Origin of the sequence: Burkholderia seminalis (assembly GCF_001718535.1) — a bacterium.
GTDB classification, from domain to species: domain Bacteria; phylum Pseudomonadota; class Gammaproteobacteria; order Burkholderiales; family Burkholderiaceae; genus Burkholderia; species Burkholderia seminalis.
This window is the reverse complement of sequence record NZ_CP013400.1, coordinates 983,826-999,297: the sequence shown is the minus strand read 5'-3', so window position 1 is coordinate 999,297 and position 15,472 is coordinate 983,826. Positions and strand designations below refer to the sequence as shown.

The following is a 15,472-nucleotide window of genomic DNA, read 5'->3' as shown; positions in this document are numbered from 1 at the left end:
ACAACGCCATGAGCCAAACTCGCAAGAAGGCCATCATCACCGGGATTTCGGGCCAAGACGGTGCGTACCTGACCAAGCTGCTGCTCGACAAGGGCTACGAGGTCACCGGCACCTACCGCCGCACCAGCTCGGTGAATTTCTGGCGCATCGCCGAGCTCGGCGTCGACACGCACCCGAACCTCACGCTCGTCGAACACGACCTGACCGACGCCGGCTCGAGCCTGCGCCTGCTCGAACGCACGCAGCCCGACGAACTGTACAACCTCGCCGCGCAGAGCTTCGTCGGCGTTTCGTTCGACCAGCCGGCGACGACCGCCGAGGTGACCGGCATCGGCCCGCTGAACCTGCTCGAGGCGATCCGCGTCGTGAGCCCGAAAACGCGTTTCTACCAGGCGTCGACGTCGGAGATGTTCGGTAAGGTGCAGGCGATTCCGCAGACCGAAACGACCGCGTTCTATCCGCGCAGCCCGTACGGCGTCGCGAAGCTGTACGCGCACTGGATGACCGTGAACTACCGCGAGTCGTACGGCCTGTTCGGCAGCAGCGGCATCCTGTTCAACCATGAGTCGCCGCTGCGCGGCCGCGAGTTCGTCACGCGCAAGATCACCGACACGATCGCGAAGATCAAGCTCGGCAAGGCGACGCGCCTCGAGCTCGGCAACCTCGATGCGAAACGCGACTGGGGCTTCGCGCTCGAATACGTCGAAGGAATGTGGCGCATGCTGCAGGCCGACGAGCCCGACACCTACGTGCTGGCGACCAATCGCACCGAGACCGTGCGCGACTTCGTGCGGATGGCCTTCGCGGCGGCCGGCTACCAGATCGAATGGGCCGGCAAGGGCGAACAGGAGCGCGGCCTCGACGCGGCGACCGGCAACGTGCTCGTCGAAGTGAATCCGAAGTTCTACCGCCCTGCCGAGGTCGACCTGCTGATCGGCTGCGCGGACAAGGCCAAGGCCAAGCTCGGCTGGGCACCGAAGACGACGCTCGAACAACTTTGCCAGATGATGGTCGAAGCGGATTTGACGCGGAACCAACACCATGACACGTTCTGAAACCGGACGCCCGTCGCGCCGTGCGTTCGTCACGGGCCTGACGGGCTTCACGGGCCGCTACATGGCCGAACGCCTGCAGGCGGCCGGCTATGACGTCTGGGGCACGGTCGCGCCCGGCGCGCCGCGGCCCGACGATCCGGCGTTCGCGCACTGCACGCTGCTGCCCGTCGATCTGCTCGACGCCGATGCGATGCGCGCGGCCGCGGCCGACGCGCGCCCCGATGCGGTCGTGCATCTCGCCGCGCGCGCGCACGTCGCGCAGGACGAGCCGTCGCAGACCTACGCGGTCAACATCACCGGCACGCGCAACCTGCTGGCCGCGCTCGCGGGCCTCGACCGCCGCCCGTCGGCCGTGCTGCTGGCCAGCAGCGCGAACATCTACGGCAACTCGACGGCCGGCGTGCTCGACGAAACCGTCGCGCCGGCCCCGGCGAACGACTACGCGGTCAGCAAGCTCGCGATGGAATATGCGGCGAAGCTGTGGGCCGACCGGCTGCCGATCGTGATCGCGCGGCCGTTCAACTACACGGGGGTCGGCCAGAGCGACGCCTACCTGCTGCCGAAGCTCGTCGCGCACTACGCGCGCAACGCCCCGCGGATCTCGCTCGGCAACCTCGACGTGAGCCGCGATTTCTCCGACGTACGCGACGTGACGGCCGCCTATCTGAAGCTGGTCGAAGCCGCACCGGCCGGCGAGACGTTCAACGTGTGCTCGGAGCGCGCGTATTCGCTGAAGGAAGTGCTCGCGATGCTGTCGCGCATCGCCGGTTACGTGATCGACGTGACGATCGATCCGCGCTTCGTGCGGCACAACGAGGTGAAAAGCCTGAGCGGGTCGCGCGACAAGCTGCGGCGCGCGGTGGGCGACTTGCCGGTCACGCCGCTCGACGAAACGCTGCGATGGATGGTCGACGCGATGCGCGACACGCCGCCCGCGCACGCCGGCTGAACCGGGCAACGAATCGCACGCGCCGTCGCGTGCGCCGAAACGACAACGGGCCGCTCTTTCGAGCGGCCCGTGTCATTCATGCCGGCCCGGAAACCGGCCGCTCGACTCAGCCCTCGAGGCCGCGCGCCAGATCGGCGCGAACGTCGGCTGCGTGCTCGAGGCCGACCGCCAGGCGGATCAGCCCTTCGGTGATCCCGGCCGCCGCGCGCGCTTCCGGCGTGATGCGGCCGTGCGTCGTGGTGGCCGGATGCGTGATCGTCGTGCGCGTGTCGCCGAGGTTGCCGGTGATCGACACCAGCTTCGTACTGTCGATCACGCGCCAGGCGTTCGCGCGCTGCTGCTCGGGCGTGTCGCCCTTCAGCTCGAACGACACGATCGCGCCGCCCGCCTTCTGCTGGCGCTTCGCGAGCGCATGCTGCGGATGCGATTCGAGGCCCGGATAGAACACGCGCGCCACGGCCGGATGCGAATCGAGCCAGCGCGCGATTTCCAGCGCGTTCGAAGATTGCTTCTCGACGCGCAGCGACAGCGTCTCCATTCCCTTCAGCAGCACCCATGCGTTGAAGGCCGACAACGTCGGGCCCGCGCTGCGCACGAACGGGAACACCTTGCCCATGATGAATTCCTTCGAGCCGACCAGCGCGCCGCCGAGCACGCGGCCCTGCCCGTCGAGGAATTTCGTCGCCGAGTGCATCACGACATCCGCGCCGAGCTTCAGCGGCTGCTGCAGCACCGGGCTGCAGAAACAGTTGTCGACGACGAACAGCGCGTTCGCGGCCTTCGCGATCTTGCCGATCGCCTCGATGTCGGCGAGTTCGGTCAGCGGGTTCGACGGCGTCTCGAGGAAGAACATCTTCGTTTCCGGCCGCACGGCTTCCTGCCATGCGTTCAGGTCGGTCGGGTCGACGAAGGTCGTCGTGATCCCGAACTTGCTGAAGATCTGCGAGAACATCCCGAGCGTCGAGCCGAACAGGCTGCGCGAGCTGACCAGGTGGTCGCCCGCCTGCAGCGCGGACATCACGACCGACATGATCGCGGCCATCCCCGACGCCGTCGCGATGCACGCCTCGCCGCCCTCGAGCGCCGCGAGACGCTCCTGGAACATGGTGACGGTCGGGTTCGTGAAGCGCGAATAGGTGAAGTAGTCTTCCGAGTTCGCGAAGCGCTCGGCCGCATCGGCCGCGCTCGAGAAGCAGAAGCTCGACGTGAGGAACAGCGCTTCCGAGTGCTCGTTGAAGTCGCTGCGCAGCGTGCCTGCGCGCACGGCAAGCGTGTCGAAGTTGAGGGAGTCGTCCATGTTCCGTTTTCCGTATCCGATGGCCGCGCGCGTCGCGCAGGCCAGATCAAAACCAGGCCAAAAAAACAAAAAGCCCGCTATGCGTCGGCATCAGCGGGCTTCGGTGCGGTACGACAGCGATCGACTCGGGCCGGCTGCCGCCGGCCTTCGCTTTAGCTGTTTTGGGAAGGTGCCCCGCGTCCGCAAGCTGATATCAAATCGACGCAAGGCCACATCCTATCACGCCTCGATACAAGCGTGCGCCGGTGTCACTCGACCGACAGCTGCAGGTTCATCTGCGAACGTTCGGTGTCGCCGGCCGTATCGCGATCGGCCTGCGACGCCGGCGCGAGACGCGCGCGCTCGATCGCATCCAGATACTCGGGCGTCACGTCGCCGGTGATGTAGTTGCCGTCGAAGCACGATGCCTCGAAGCGCTCGAGCTTCGGGTTGATGTCGCGCACCGCGCGGCGCAGGTCGTCGACGTCCTGGTAGATCAGGTGGTCGGCGCCGATCATCTTCGCGACTTCCTCGTCGGTGCGGCCATGCGCGACGAGCTCGCCGCGCGTCGGCATGTCGATGCCGTACACGTTCGGGAACTTCACGGGCGGCGCGGCCGACGCGAAGATCACCGACTTCGCGCCCGCATCGCGCGCCATCTGCACGATTTCATGCGAGGTCGTGCCGCGCACGATCGAATCGTCGACGATCAGCACGTTCTTGTCCTTGAACTCGATGCTCATCGCGTTGAGCTTCTGGCGCACCGACTTCTTGCGCACGGCCTGCCCCGGCATGATGAACGTGCGGCCGACGTAGCGGTTCTTGAAGAAGCCTTCGCGATACTCGACGCCGAGCTTCGCGGCGACCTGCATCGCGGCCGGGCGCGACGAATCGGGAATCGGCATCACGACGTCGATCGGCACGTTCGGCAGCTCGCGCTTGATCTTCTCGGCGAGATAGTCGCCCATGCGCAGGCGCACGTTGTAGACGGGCACGCCGTCGAGGCACGAATCCGGACGCGCAAGGTACACGTATTCGAACATGCACGGATTCAGCGTCGGGTTCTCCGCGCACTGCTGGCTGTGGAAATTACCGGCCTTGTCGATGAAGATCGCTTCGCCCGGCTCCAGGTCGCGCACGAATTCGAAACCGATGCCTTCTACCGCCACCGATTCCGACGCGACCATCCATTCGGTGCCGTGCTCGGTCTCGAGCTTGCCGATGCAGAGCGGACGAATGCCGAACGGATCGCGGAACGCGAGCAGGCCGTAGCCGGCGATCAGCGACACGATCGCGTACGACCCCTCCAGGCGGCGATGCACGCCCGAGACCGCCTTGAACACCGACGCCGGATCGAGCTCGAGGCCGGTGGTCGACAGTTGCAGCTCGTGCGCGAACACGTTGAGCAGCACTTCGCTGTCGGAATTGGTGTTGATGTGCCGGCGGTCGATCCGGAACATCTCGTCCTTCAGCTGCTGCCAGTTCGTCAGGTTGCCGTTGTGCGCGAGGATGATCCCGAACGGCGCGTTCACGTAGAACGGCTGCGCCTCGGCCTCGCTCGACGCCGAACCGGCCGTCGGGTAGCGCACCTGGCCGATGCCGTAGGTGCCGGGCAGGCTGCGCATGTTGCGCGTGCGGAACACGTCGCGCACCATGCCGTTCGCCTTGTACATGTGGAAATTGCTGCCGTCCGCCGTCGCGATGCCCGCCGCGTCCTGACCGCGATGCTGCAGCAGCAGCAGGCTGTCATAGATCAGCTGATTGACCGGGGATTGGGAGATAACGCCTACGATGCCGCACATGGCATGTCCTTCAGAATGACAAAAACGGTTCCGTCCTGCCCAGCCGCGTCGTCACACGCGTACGTACTGGGCCATGCCGTCGGGCAGGAGCTGCTTCAGCTCGTGCACGCCCTGTTCGGCGAAAGGACGCAATAGCGCATTGCGCCAGAAATCCTGTTTGGGCAGTTCGGTCAGCCCGGCCGCCGCGACCAGCAGCACCACCAGCACACAGCCGCGGACGAGCCCGAACATCATGCCCAGCGAGCGGTCGACGCCGCCCAGGCCACTGGCCTGCGCGATCCGCGACAGCAGCGCGTTGGCGACACCGGCGACCAGCACGACGCCGATCACGAGCAGCGCGAAGGCGATCACCCACTGCGTCAGCGCGCCGCCCGGCCAGTTCGCCGGAATGTACGGCACGACCAGCCCGACGTAGCGGCCCGCGATCACGACCGCCGCAATCCAGCCGATCAGCCCGAATATCTCCGATACGAAGCCGCGCCACGCCCCGCGCAGCGCCGACAACACAATCACCGCCAATACAGCGTAGTCGAAAGCCGTCAGCATCGTGTTACTGCGTCAACCCGGCTTCGCGCACCTTCGCGATCGCGGCGGAGGCCGCCGAGCGATCCGCGAACGGGCCCGCACGCAACAGTGTAGCCGTGCTGCCGTCCGCCTGCTTGCGATGCTCGACATATGCGGGCACGCCCGCCGATTTCAATTTGGTTGCCCACGAACGGGCCGTCGCGTCGTCCTTGAACGAACCGAGCTGCACCGCGAAGCGCGCACCGGCCGGCGATGCCGGCGACGACGCGTCGCCGCTGTCCGGGCTCGCGACGTCGGCATTCGCGACGGGCGCGGGCTTCGGCGCGGGCTTCGGCGGCGTCACGCTCGCCGTGGTCGTCGTATCGGGTTTCGCGGCCGGCTTGGGCGCGGGCGCCGGTACGGGTGCCGGCGCGGCCGCAACGGCCGTGTCGGATGCCGGCGGTTCGTCATACGCGACGCCTGCCTGCACGTCGGCCGCATCGTCGTCACGCGGCGCGACCGCCTGGTGCGCGGGCCGGTTCGGGATGTCGATCGCGATGTCGTCCGTGACGGGCTTCGGGTGTGAATCGAGCACCATCGGCAGCACGATCACGGCCGCCACGACGAGCGCGATCGCGCCGACGAGGCGACGGCGCGCGCGTTGCTTTTCTGGAAGGGTCGGATCGAGGAGCAGTGCGTCCGATTCCGGACGCTCGGTGCGGCGCGAGCGGCGCTCGACGCGCTCGGTGGTGCGCTCCGTGCGCACGTTCCGGGAGGTCCCGGTGCGACCGCCGCGCCGCGGGGGCGCGTCGTCGTCTTTTTTGCCGAACGAGAAAATTCCCATGAATGGCTGAGTCCGAAACTGCCCGTCAGTCAGTGTTGCTGCGATTTACGGTAGGCCAGCACGCCGGCAACCGTATGGAAACTGCCGAAAACCACGATTCTATCATTCTCGGATGCTCTTTTTAGTGCATCGCGAAACGCTTCTGCCGGCGACGCGTAACGCGTCACGCTCGAATCGGGCCCCTCCTCCACGCCGGCCTTGCGCAGCGCGGCTTCGAGCTGCTCCGCCGAGGCCGCGCGCGGCAGCGGCAGGTCGGTCACGCACCAGTGGTCGATCTCACCCTTCAGGTGCTGCAGCACGCCGTCGATGTCCTTGTCGTGCATCGCGCCGAACACCGCATACGTGTACGGGAAGAAGCCCATGTTGCCGAGGTTCTGCTCGAGCACGGCCGCTGCGTGCGGGTTGTGCGCGACGTCGAGCACGATCGCCGGCTTGCCGGGCAGCACCTGGAAGCGCCCCGGCAGCTCGACGTTCGCGAGCCCGAGCCGGATGTCCTGCGCGGACACCGGCAGCACCGGGCGCAGCGCCTCCAGCGCGGCGAGCGCGGCCGACGCATTGATCAGCTGATTCGCGCCGCGCAGCGCCGGATACGCGAGCGCCGGATAGCGCTTCTCGCGGCCGAGGTAGCTCCATTGCTGGCGCTCCGCGCCCGCCTGCGCCTCGTAGCGGAAATCGCGGCCGACCAGCCACAGATCGGCGCCGATCACCTCGGCGTGGTCGATCAGCGTTTGCGGCGCGGCCGGATCGCCGCAGATCGCCGGCTTGCCCGCGCGGAAGATCCCGGCCTTCTCGAACGCGATCTTCTCGCGCGTGTCGCCGAGGTATTCGGTGTGGTCGATGTCGATGCTCGTGACGATCGCGCAATCGGTATCGATGATGTTGACCGCATCGAGCCGGCCGCCGAGGCCGACCTCGAGGATCACCGCATCGAGCCCGCGCGACGCGAACAGGTGCAGGATCGCGAGCGTCGTGAATTCGAAATACGTGAGCGACACGGGCGCGGACAGCGACGTGCGCGCGGCCTCGACGGCCTCGAAATGCGGCAGCAGTTCGTCGTCGGTGACGTTCTGCCCGTTCACGCGGGCGCGCTCGTTGAATTCGAGCAGGTGCGGCGACGTATGGCAGCCGACCTTGTAGCCCGCGCGCACGAGGATCGTCTCGAGGAACGCGCAGGTCGAGCCCTTGCCGTTCGTGCCGCCGACGGTGATGACGGGGCACGCGAATTCGAGCTGCAGCGCCGCCTTGACCTGCCCGATACGGGTCAGGCCCATGTCGATGCCGACCGGGTGCGCGCGTTCGAGGTGCGAAAGCCACGCGTCGAGAGTGGGGAAAGTGCTCATCGGATCAAATCTGGATCGGTACCGCCACTACGCCAAAAAACGAAGCGCGCCGCCTGACGCTGAAGCCAGGCGACGCGCAGAGTTCACAACCTTGCGCCGGTCAAGCCAGCGCGTCGGCCGGCTGTCGCTGCAGCAGCGCGAGCAACTGCGCGATTTCGTCGCGCATCTTGCGACGGTCGACGATCATGTCGATCGCGCCCGTCTTCAGCAGGAATTCGGCGCGCTGGAAGCCTTCCGGCAGCTTCTCGCGAACCGTCTGCTCGATCACGCGCGGGCCGGCGAAGCCGATCAGCGCCTTCGGCTCGGCGATCACGACATCGCCGAGGAACGCGAAGCTTGCCGACACGCCGCCCATCGTCGGGTCGGTCAGCACCGAGATGAACGGCAGCTTCGCTTCGGCCAGCTTGGTCAGCATCGCGGTGGTTTTCGCCATCTGCATCAGCGACAGCAGGCTTTCCTGCATCCGTGCGCCGCCCGACGCCGTGAAGCAGATGAACGGCACGTGCTGCTCCAGCGCGTTCTGCGCGCCGCGCGCGAAGCGCTCGCCGACGACCGAACCCATCGAGCCGCCCATGAACGAGAACTCGAAGCAGGCCGCGACGACCGGCAGTGTGTGGATCGCCCCGCCCATCACGACCATCGCGTCGGTCTCGCCCGTCTCGTCCATCGCTTCCTTCAGACGATCGGGGTACTTGCGGCTGTCCTTGAACTTCAGCGTGTCGACCGGCACGATTTCCTGACCGATTTCATAACGGCCTTCCGGATCGAGCAGCCCGTCGAGGCGTTCACGCGCGCCGATGCGCATGTGGTGATCGCACTTCGGGCACACGTGCAGGTTCGCATCCACGTCGTTGCGGTACAGCACGGCCTCGCAGGACGGGCACTTGACCCACAGGCCTTCCGGAATGCCCTTGCGGCTTTTCGGATCGGTCTGCTTGATCTTCGGCGGCAACAGTTTGTCGAGCCAGCTCATCGTATGGTTTCCTGTTCCGTGGCGGGCCGGGCCGACTGGCCCGCCCGCTTCCTGTGTTGTGTTTATCGCGCCGCCTTGCCCGCGCCGTCCAGGGCGGCACGCAGCTCGGCGATGAAGGTCTTCAGCGCGGCGGCGGCGGCGTCCGGCGCAGCGCTCTCGAGCAGCTGCACGAGGCGGCTGCCGATCACGACGGCGTCCGACACTTCGGCCACCGCACGCGCCGTTTCGGCGTCGCGGATCCCGAAGCCGACGCCCACCGGAACCGGCACGCGCGACTTGATGGCCGGGATTTTACCCGCAATGCTCGAAACATCCAGATTTCCCGCGCCGGTCACGCCCTTGAGCGACACGTAATACACGTAGCCGCTCGCGATCTTGCCGACGTCGGCGATACGTTCGTCGGTCGACGTGGGCGCCAGCAAGAAGATCGGATCGATCTGCGCGGCACGCATCTTTTCGGCGAATACGCCCGCCTCTTCCGGCGGATAGTCGACCACCAGCACGCCGTCGACACCGGCCGCATGCGCGTCGGCCGCGAACGCGTCGACGCCCATCCGTTCGATCGGGTTCGCATAGCCCATCAGCACGACGGGGGTTTTGGGGTCGGTCTCGCGAAAACGCTTCACGTCGGCGAGCACGCTCTTCAACGTGACGCCGCGCGCGAGCGCGCGCTCCGACGAGCGCTGGATCACGGGGCCGTCGGCCATCGGGTCCGAGAACGGCACGCCGAGCTCGATCACGTCCGCGCCGCCGGCGGCGAGCGCGTGCATGAATTCGACGGTTTTCGCGGGATCGGGGTCGCCGGCCGTGATGAACGGGATCAGGCCCTTACGGCCTTGTTCGGCGAGCGCGGCGAAGGTCTGCTGAATACGGGACATGGCAATTTTCCTGTGTCGATCCGGAGTGGGCGCGTCAGCGCTTGCTCCGGCCCCATACAAAGTATGGCGTTGCGTTCGGCGATGCGGCGGCGCGATTCACGCGCACGCCGGCGCGGCGAGCGCGCTGACGCGCTCGTGCGCGATCGCGCAATAGCTTTCGTTGATCTCGTAGCCGACGAAGTCGCGCCCCTGCCGTGCGCAGGCCACCGCGGTCGTGCCGCTGCCCATGAACGGATCGAGCACGCGGCCGCCCGGCGGGCAGCTCGCGAGCACCATCCGCTCGATGATTTCCAGCGGCTTCTGGGTCGGATGATCGACGCGCTCCGCGTGCTGCCGATGCAGGCGCGAGACCGACCAGACGTCCTTCGGGTTGTAGCCCATCTCCAGCCACTTGCTGCCTTCGAACAGCTTGCGCGAGCGGGCCTTCTTCGTATCGGCGTCGTACGGGATGCGGACCGGATCGAGATCGAAGTAATACGCTTTGGAAACCGCGAAAAAGCCGATGTTGTCGTGCACCGACGTGAAACGGCGCGTCGTGCCGCCCATGCTCGGCACGCGCCGGTCCCAGATGATCTCGTTGACCATCGTGAGCTTCGTCTTCAGGAAACTGAAGATTTCCGGCGCGTACTGCCACGTGCAGAAGATGTACATCGACCCGCTCGGCTTCAGCTTCGGAATCGCGAGCTCGAGCCACTCGCGCGTCCACGCGAGGAAATCGTCGCCCGAACGCTTGTCCGAATCGTTGCCGTAGTCCTTGCCGAGCCCGTACGGCGGATCGGCGACGATCAGGTCGATCGACGCGTCCGGCAGGTGCGCGGCATCGGTCAGGAAATCGCGGTTATGCAGCTCGATACCGGACGGCAGCGCGCGCGGCGCGGCGGCGGCGGGCTGAACCGCCTCCGCCTCGCTCGCGGCGCCGCCGCCCGGCTCTTCGATCAGGTCACGCATCGGTCGGGGTCAGAGGTCGATGCCCGATCGCTCGGCGACCGTGTGCATGTCCTTGTCGCCGCGGCCCGACAGGTTGACGAGCAGGATCTTGTCCTTCGGCAACGTCGGCGCGAGCTTCACGCCATACGCGATCGCGTGGCTCGACTCGAGCGCGGGGATGATCCCCTCGATCCGGCAGCAGTCGTGGAACGCCTTCAGCGCTTCGTCGTCCGTGATCGGCACGTACTGCGCGCGGCCGCTGTCCTTCAGCCAGGCGTGCTCGGGGCCGACGCCCGGATAGTCGAGGCCCGCCGATACCGAATGCGTCTCGATGATCTGGCCGTTGTCGTCCTGCAGCAGGTACGTGCGGTTGCCGTGCAGCACGCCCGGGCTGCCGGCGATCAGCGACGCCGCGTGATGGCCCGTGTCGAGGCCGTCGCCGGCCGCTTCGACGCCGATCAGCTGCACCGATTGATCGTCGATGTACGGATAGAAGATCCCCATTGCGTTCGACCCGCCGCCGACGCAGGCGATCACCGCGTCGGGCTGCCGGCCCGCGAGTTCGGGCATCTGCACCTTGCACTCGTCGCCGATCACGCGCTGGAAGTCGCGCACCATCATCGGGTACGGATGCGGGCCCGCGACCGTGCCGATGATGTAGAACGTGCTCTCGATATTCGTGACCCAGTCGCGCATCGCTTCGTTCAGCGCGTCCTTCAGCGTGCGCGAGCCCGACTCGACCGGCACGACCGTCGCGCCGAGCAGCTTCATCCGGTAGACGTTCGCGGCCTGGCGGCGCACGTCCTCGGCGCCCATGTAGACGATGCACTCCATCCCGAAACGCGCGCAGATCGTCGCGGTTGCGACGCCGTGCTGGCCCGCGCCGGTTTCGGCGATCACGCGCTTCTTGCCCATGCGCTTCGCGAGCAGCGCCTGGCCGATCACGTTGTTGATCTTGTGCGCGCCGGTGTGGTTCAGGTCTTCGCGCTTCAGGTAAAGCTGCGCGCCGCCGAGCATCTCGCTCCAGCGCTGCGCGTGGTAGATCGGCGACGGACGGCCGACGAAATACTTCAGTTCGCGCTCGTATTCGGCGACGAAGCCGGGATCGTTCCGGAATTTTTCATACGCGTCGCGCAGTTCGTCCAGCGCGTGAATCAGCGTCTCGGCGACGAACACGCCGCCATACGGGCCGAAGTGGCCGCGATCGTCAGGAAGGTTGTACATGGTGTCTCTCTCGATCGGTCGGGGCGCCCCGCTTTCGGGGCCGCACCGCTTGCATCACCGGGCGTCCGCTTCGCGCACCGCGCGTACGAACGCCGCCATTCGGGCGTGATCCTTCACGCCCTTTGCGCCCGCCACTTCGATGCCACTCGAGACATCGACAGCAAACGGACGCAGCTGGCGGATCGCATCACCGACGTTTTGCGCGCTCAAGCCACCACTCAAAACGGCCCGATGCGCGAGCTCTGCGGGAATAAGAGACCAATCGAAGACCTTGCCGCTACCGCCGTAATCCGGCACCAGGGTGTCGAACAGGAGGCCGCGCGCTTTCGAATAATGAAGAGCCGATTCTACCAAATCGGACGGCTGCGTCGAGGGGCCGACGCGCACCGCGCGCAGCCACGGCAGGCGTGCCGCGCGGCCGAGCGCGTCGCACTGCTCCGGCGTCTCGTCGCCGTGGAACTGCAGCATCGTCAGCGGCACGTCGCGCACGACGGCCTCGATCTCGGCTTCGGTCGCGTTCACGAACAGCCCGACCACCGACACGAACGGCGGCGCGAGGCTCGCCAGCTCGGCCGCCTGCGCGAGGGTCACCGCGCGCGGGCTTTTCGGGTAGAACACGAGGCCGATCGCATCGGCGCCGAGCGCCGCCGCGTGCAGCACGTCCTCGGGACGCGACAGCCCGCACAGCTTGATGCGCGTGCGCGGCGCCAGGCCGGCGGCGGAAGGCGGGGAAGACACGGCTTGATCCGTCATGATTGAGGGTCCAGATCGGCCCAGACGCTGCTCCACGGCACGCTGCCGAGCTGCGCGGGCGGGACGGCGAATTCCGCCGGGTAGCCGACGTGGGCCAGATACAGCCCGTCGGCCATGAACGTGGGCGCCGCCAGGTTGCGATCGCGCCCGGCCAGCACGTCGGCGAGCCAGTCGGCCGGATAGCGGCCGCGCCCGACCGCGACGAGGCAGCCCATCAGGTTGCGCACCATGTGATGCAGGAACGCGTTCGCGCGGAAGCGGAAATGGATGAAATGCCCCGCGCGCCGCACGTCGATCTGATACAGGTGTTTGACCGGCGTCTTCGACTGGCATTCCGACGACCGGAACGACGAAAAATCGTGCTCGCCGATCAGGTGCGCGGCGGCGGCGCGCATCGCGTCGTCGTCGAGCGGCGTGTGGATCCAGCCCGCACGCCCGGCCAGCATCGGCGAGCGCACGGGATGCACGTACAGCGCGTAGTAATAGGTGCGCTCGAACGCCGAGAAACGCGCGTGGAACGTGTCCGGCATCGGCTTCGCCCATTGCACCGATACGGTCGGCGGCAGGAACGCGTTGGTGCCGCGCACCCACGAGAACACCTCGCGTTCGAGCTCGGTGTCGAAGTGCACGACCTGCCCGAGCCCGTGCACGCCGGTGTCGGTCCGGCCAGCGACCGTCGTATGCAGCGGCACCCGCGCGAACTCGGCCAGCGCGTGCTCGAGCCGGTCCTGCACGGTCTTGCCGTGCGGCTGCGCCTGCCAGCCGCAGAACGCCGCGCCGTCGTACTGGATGCCCAGTGCGATCCGCATCACGCCTCGTCCGCCAGTTTCGCGAGCAACGCGCGCGCATCGTCGCGCGTCGCGGTGTCGTTCGCGTCGATCACTTCCTGCAGCAGCGTCCGCGCGCCGGACAAGTCGCCCAGTTCGACGTACTCCGACGCGAGATCGAGCTTGTTGCGCGCGATGCGGGCGAGCTCGTCCGCGGTCAGCGCGGGCAGCGCGGCGCCCGGCGCGGACGGGAGGTCGAGATCGAAATCGAGCTTCAGCGCGCCGAACTGCGCGCCGCCGAGCGGCGGCAGCGGCGACAGCGGAGGCGGGCTGCCTGCGTGGCCGGCGGGCGTTGCCGCGTCCGGATCCCAATCGTACTCGTCGTCCTGATCGGCTGGATGTTCCGGGGTCGGATGGCTCACGCCAATCGGCGGATGCGATTCGACTTGACCGTTAGTTGCGATTTCATCGATGTCCGACTGCCCTGCCCGCGCGGACAGCTCGTCCGGCGTCAGCGGTGCGTCCTCCGACGTTCGCGGCGGCAGCGGCATGTCGAGGCTGTTCAGCGCGCTGATCGCGTTCTGCATCAGCGTCGCGTGCTGCGCGTCGGCCGCCGAAGGCGCGGCAGGCGTGTCGGCCGGCTTGGCAGCGGCCGTTTCGGCCGGTTCTGCGCCGTGCGCAGCCTGAGCCGGCGCCACCTCGTTCACCGGCGCCACGGCCGCTTGCGCGGGCGGCACTCCGGGCTGCTCGTCATGCGGCTTCGCGGCCTCCGGCGCCGACGGTGCCTCGGCGACAGCCGGCTCGACCGTTTCAGCCGCGGCGGCAGTCGCCGCGGCAAGATACTGATCCGACGCCGCGTCGCGCGCGACCGGCATCTCGGGCAGGATCGGCAACTCGCGGTCGAGCGACGGCGCCGCTTCGGCCTCCGGGGCCGCGGCAGTACCAGCTGCAGCGGCCACCTCACCCGCATCGCCCGTCTCGCGCCCCTTCCTGCGCTTGCGCCACGCAAAGCCGGCCGCGAGCACGATCACGGCCGCGCCGGCCACGGCGGCCGGACGCCAGTCCATCTGCTCGGTACGGCGCGCCGGCGTCGCGACAGGAGCGGCCGATCGCGCAGGCGCCGATGCCGATGCCGATTGCGCCGCGCTGGCGGCGACCGCGGACGCGGCTTCGCTTGCCGCCGGCGCCGCTGCCGACGCACCCGCGTCGTTCGCGGCCGGACGCGGCGCGGCGGGTGCCGGCGCGGGTGCCGGCGCAACGTCGTTCGCGGTGCCCGGCTTGCCGATGCCGTGCTTCTGCAATTCCATCAGCACGCGATTCTTCAGCGCCAGCAACTGCTGCAGGCTCGACGGCCGCGGCTGCGACGCGCCGGTCGCGGGCGCCGCACCGGCCGGCTCGCGCGAACCCGAAACCTGGCTGCCCGGCACCGGCTGGACCGCGGCCTCGCTCGCGGACGGCGGCGCGGACTGGATCGCACCGCTCCATACATGCGGGCCGCTCGCGCCCGCGGCAGGTGCCGCCGGCGGCAGGCTGTCGGCCGTCGACGCGCCGTGTGCCGCCGACGCGCCGACCGAAGCCGACGCCCCCGCGCCCGTCGCGACGCTCGCGCCGCTCACCGGCGCCGCATGAACGGCCGGCGTGGCCGGCGCCGATTGCACGGCCGACCCGGGATGCGGCGCGGACGCGCCATGCTGCGCTTCCGCCGCCCCGCCCGATGCGGCGGCAGGCGCGGACGCCACTGCCGCGGCCGAGGCAGCGGCGGCACTGGCCGGCGCGAGCGCCGCGCCGGTCGCGTCGAGCGCGGGCACGGTCAGCGTCGCGCCGACTTTCAGGCGGCTCGCGTCGCGCTTCATGAATGCTTGCGGATTGGCGTCGAACAGCGCGCGGCCGGCACGCGCGAGCACGCCGGGATCATGCGATTGCGTGGCCGCTTTCGCGATGTCGTTCAGCGACTGGCCCGGCTGGACCGTCACGGTAAGCGGTACGGCGCCGCCGGCGGCGGACGCCGGCAGTTCGACGGTGCCGACGGCCCAGGCCGATGCGGCTGCGCCGAGCGCCAGGATCGCCAGCGCGCCACGCACGGCGCGCGACAGACGGGACTGACGCGGAAACAAGGAAATTCGGGACATCGTGGGCTCTATCGCCGCGCGCGGGCGCGGCTCGGATTCGCGGTTGAAGGC

The 15,472-nt window shown here is 68.2% G+C and carries 14 protein-coding genes; 2 read left to right on the top strand and 12 right to left on the bottom strand.

Annotation, left to right across the window (positions count from 1 at the left end):
* Positions 1-8: 8 nt before the first annotated feature.
* Positions 9-1,055 carry a GDP-mannose 4,6-dehydratase gene (gmd, locus tag WJ12_RS25300; protein ID WP_034185824.1) on the top strand — a complete coding sequence of 349 codons (1,047 nt, stop codon included), beginning with the start codon at positions 9-11 and terminating at the stop codon, positions 1,053-1,055.
* Entirely contained in the window at positions 1,042-2,004 is a 963-nt protein-coding gene (locus tag WJ12_RS25295; protein ID WP_059558335.1) for an NAD-dependent epimerase/dehydratase family protein, read from the top strand. The genes gmd and WJ12_RS25295 overlap by 14 nt, the downstream gene beginning before the upstream one ends.
* 106 nt (positions 2,005-2,110) lie before the next feature.
* Here WJ12_RS25295 and WJ12_RS25290 read toward each other — a convergent pair whose 3' ends face one another.
* The 12 genes from WJ12_RS25290 to WJ12_RS25235 all read right to left on the bottom strand — a co-directional run bounded on the left by WJ12_RS25290 (position 2,111) and on the right by WJ12_RS25235 (position 15,421).
* Positions 2,111-3,301, bottom strand: coding sequence for an O-succinylhomoserine sulfhydrylase (locus WJ12_RS25290; protein ID WP_059558338.1), 1,191 nt, complete (start codon positions 3,299-3,301; stop codon positions 2,111-2,113).
* 248 nt (positions 3,302-3,549) lie between these two features.
* On the bottom strand, positions 3,550-5,082 hold the full coding sequence (gene purF / locus WJ12_RS25285) for an amidophosphoribosyltransferase (protein ID WP_034185821.1): 1,533 nt from the start codon (positions 5,080-5,082) through the stop codon (positions 3,550-3,552).
* A 51-nt stretch (positions 5,083-5,133) separates the two neighbouring features.
* Positions 5,134-5,628 carry a CvpA family protein gene (locus WJ12_RS25280; RefSeq protein ID WP_034185820.1) on the bottom strand — a complete coding sequence of 165 codons (495 nt, stop codon included), beginning with the start codon at positions 5,626-5,628 and terminating at the stop codon, positions 5,134-5,136.
* A 4-nt stretch (positions 5,629-5,632) separates the two neighbouring features.
* Positions 5,633-6,430, bottom strand: coding sequence for an SPOR domain-containing protein (locus WJ12_RS25275; RefSeq protein WP_069245915.1), 798 nt, complete (start codon positions 6,428-6,430; stop codon positions 5,633-5,635).
* A 29-nt stretch (positions 6,431-6,459) separates the two neighbouring features.
* Positions 6,460-7,770, bottom strand: a complete 1,311-nt coding sequence (gene folC / locus WJ12_RS25270; RefSeq protein ID WP_059558341.1) for a bifunctional tetrahydrofolate synthase/dihydrofolate synthase — start codon at positions 7,768-7,770, stop codon at positions 6,460-6,462.
* A 100-nt stretch (positions 7,771-7,870) separates the two neighbouring features.
* Positions 7,871-8,743 (bottom strand): acetyl-CoA carboxylase, carboxyltransferase subunit beta, encoded by an 873-nt coding sequence (accD, locus tag WJ12_RS25265; RefSeq protein ID WP_006484412.1) that lies wholly within the window; start codon positions 8,741-8,743, stop codon positions 7,871-7,873.
* A 62-nt stretch (positions 8,744-8,805) separates the two neighbouring features.
* On the bottom strand, positions 8,806-9,621 hold the full coding sequence (gene trpA / locus WJ12_RS25260; RefSeq protein ID WP_034185817.1) for a tryptophan synthase subunit alpha: 816 nt from the start codon (positions 9,619-9,621) through the stop codon (positions 8,806-8,808).
* Positions 9,622-9,717: 96 nt separating this feature from the next.
* Entirely contained in the window at positions 9,718-10,569 is an 852-nt protein-coding gene (locus tag WJ12_RS25255) for a DNA-methyltransferase (protein WP_059558342.1), read from the bottom strand.
* Between the two features lie 9 nt (positions 10,570-10,578).
* Positions 10,579-11,772 (bottom strand): tryptophan synthase subunit beta, encoded by a 1,194-nt coding sequence (trpB, locus tag WJ12_RS25250; protein WP_049035173.1) that lies wholly within the window; start codon positions 11,770-11,772, stop codon positions 10,579-10,581.
* A gap of 54 nt (positions 11,773-11,826) precedes the next feature.
* Positions 11,827-12,525, bottom strand: a complete 699-nt coding sequence (locus WJ12_RS25245) for a phosphoribosylanthranilate isomerase (RefSeq protein ID WP_034185814.1) — start codon at positions 12,523-12,525, stop codon at positions 11,827-11,829.
* A complete protein-coding gene (gene truA / locus WJ12_RS25240) occupies positions 12,522-13,334 on the bottom strand; it encodes a tRNA pseudouridine(38-40) synthase TruA (protein ID WP_059558344.1) in 813 nt (270 codons plus the stop codon). The genes WJ12_RS25245 and truA overlap by 4 nt, the downstream gene beginning before the upstream one ends.
* Complete coding sequence (locus WJ12_RS25235) at positions 13,334-15,421, bottom strand: motility hub landmark protein FimV (RefSeq protein WP_059558665.1); 2,088 nt, start codon at positions 15,419-15,421, stop codon at positions 13,334-13,336. Before WJ12_RS25235 ends, truA begins: the two co-directional genes overlap by 1 nt.
* Between the last annotated feature and the right edge of the window lie 51 nt (positions 15,422-15,472).

What these genes read in the sequence shown, in the direction of transcription:
- trpB (WP_049035173.1), bottom strand. Translation starts at nt 11,772, where the DNA reads ATGTACAACCTTCCTGACGATCGCGGCCACTTCGGCCCGTATGGCGGC.
- WJ12_RS25255 (WP_059558342.1), bottom strand. Translation starts at nt 10,569, where the DNA reads ATGCGTGACCTGATCGAAGAGCCGGGCGGCGGCGCCGCGAGCGAGGCG.
- purF (WP_034185821.1), bottom strand. Translation starts at nt 5,082, where the DNA reads ATGTGCGGCATCGTAGGCGTTATCTCCCAATCCCCGGTCAATCAGCTG.
- gmd (WP_034185824.1), top strand. Translation starts at nt 9, where the DNA reads ATGAGCCAAACTCGCAAGAAGGCCATCATCACCGGGATTTCGGGCCAA.
- WJ12_RS25245 (WP_034185814.1), bottom strand. Translation starts at nt 12,525, where the DNA reads ATGACGGATCAAGCCGTGTCTTCCCCGCCTTCCGCCGCCGGCCTGGCG.
- folC (WP_059558341.1), bottom strand. Translation starts at nt 7,770, where the DNA reads ATGAGCACTTTCCCCACTCTCGACGCGTGGCTTTCGCACCTCGAACGC.
- truA (WP_059558344.1), bottom strand. Translation starts at nt 13,334, where the DNA reads ATGCGGATCGCACTGGGCATCCAGTACGACGGCGCGGCGTTCTGCGGC.
- WJ12_RS25235 (WP_059558665.1), bottom strand. Translation starts at nt 15,421, where the DNA reads ATGTCCCGAATTTCCTTGTTTCCGCGTCAGTCCCGTCTGTCGCGCGCC.
- accD (WP_006484412.1), bottom strand. Translation starts at nt 8,743, where the DNA reads ATGAGCTGGCTCGACAAACTGTTGCCGCCGAAGATCAAGCAGACCGAT.
- WJ12_RS25280 (WP_034185820.1), bottom strand. Translation starts at nt 5,628, where the DNA reads ATGCTGACGGCTTTCGACTACGCTGTATTGGCGGTGATTGTGTTGTCG.
- trpA (WP_034185817.1), bottom strand. Translation starts at nt 9,621, where the DNA reads ATGTCCCGTATTCAGCAGACCTTCGCCGCGCTCGCCGAACAAGGCCGT.
- WJ12_RS25275 (WP_069245915.1), bottom strand. Translation starts at nt 6,430, where the DNA reads ATGGGAATTTTCTCGTTCGGCAAAAAAGACGACGACGCGCCCCCGCGG.
- WJ12_RS25295 (WP_059558335.1), top strand. Translation starts at nt 1,042, where the DNA reads ATGACACGTTCTGAAACCGGACGCCCGTCGCGCCGTGCGTTCGTCACG.
- WJ12_RS25290 (WP_059558338.1), bottom strand. Translation starts at nt 3,301, where the DNA reads ATGGACGACTCCCTCAACTTCGACACGCTTGCCGTGCGCGCAGGCACG.